Here is a 1,212-nt window from a genome sequence, read left to right as displayed (position 1 = left end):
ATTCGATCTCAAGCTGAGTGCCTTGCAGAATCATCTGCGAAGCTTCTTCCTTCATTTCGGCATCCCACAAGTGCGGGTTTTCGATTTTGATCTGGTTGATCACGTCGATGCCGAAGTTCAGGTGCATGCTTTCGTCGCGCAGGATGTATTGGAACTGCTCGGCGGTGCCGGTCATTTTGTTGCGGCGGCCCATGGAGAGAATTTGGGTGAAGCCGCAGTAGAAGAAGATGCCTTCCAGTACGCAGTAGTAGGCGATGAGGTTGCGCAGGAATTGGCGGTCGGTCTCAGGCGTACCGGTTTCGAATTTCGGGTCGGAGATGGAGCGGGTGTATTTGAGGCCCCAGCTGGCTTTTTTCGCGACCGATGGGATCTCGTGGTACATGTTGAAGATCTCGCCTTCGTCCATGCCCAGCGATTCGATGCAGTACTGGTAAGCGTGGGTGTGGATCGCTTCTTCGAAGGCTTGGCGCAGGATGTATTGGCGGCATTCGGGGTTGGTGATCAGGCGGTATACGGCCAGTACCAGGTTGTTGGCGACCAGGCTGTCGGCGGTGGAGAAGAAGCCTAGGTTGCGCATAACGATGCGGCGTTCGTCTTCACTGAGGCCGTCGTTGCTCTTCCACAGGGCAATGTCGGCGTTCATGTTTACTTCTTGCGGCATCCAGTGGTTGGCGCAGCCGTCGAGGTATTTTTGCCAGGCCCAGTCGTATTTGAAGGGTACGAGTTGGTTGAGGTCGGCACGGGCGTTGATCATTTGCTTGTCGCCGACGTGGACGCGGGCGCTGGTGCCGGCGAGGTCGTCGAGGCCTTCCTGGATGTCCAGGTCGTTGAGCGAGGCTTTGGCGCGGGCTACGGCGTCGGAGTCGTTGGCGTCTACGGCGCGGGCTTCTAGCGCTGCGTTACCGCCGACTTGGTTGAGCTTGTCGAGGCTCATGTCGGTGACGGTGGCGGCGGTGGTTGCAGCGGTTTCGGCGCTGTCTTCTTTGTCGAATTCGTCCCAGCTCAGCATGGTGTTTGCTCCCGCTTGCGGCCGCGCGCCGGTGGCGGGGGGCCTTTGTGAGTTTCTAGTCTAGTTCGTTGCTTTTGCACGCAAAGGCATTGACTGACTTTTGGTTTTATCCCAGCCCTGGCGGTGGGTTGCCTGGGGGTGGTGTGTTGTTTGTTGGGGTTTGTGTTGGGGCTGCCCCTCACCCCGGCCCCGAGGGGTGGAAC

General features: G+C 58.5%; 1 protein-coding gene. It reads right to left on the bottom strand.

Features of this window, described 5'->3' with window-relative positions; translation table 11 throughout:
* The coding region (locus tag AAAB16_RS07785) for a ribonucleotide-diphosphate reductase subunit beta (protein ID WP_340662834.1) at positions 1-1,009 on the bottom strand (1,009 nt) is incomplete at its 3' end.
* Between the last annotated feature and the right edge of the window lie 203 nt (positions 1,010-1,212).

The organism is Pseudomonas sp., from assembly GCF_037994325.1.
GTDB lineage: Bacteria > Pseudomonadota > Gammaproteobacteria > Pseudomonadales > Pseudomonadaceae > Aquipseudomonas.
Note: the sequence above shows the minus strand (reverse complement) of the source record. Positions and strands in the feature narration are given on the sequence as shown.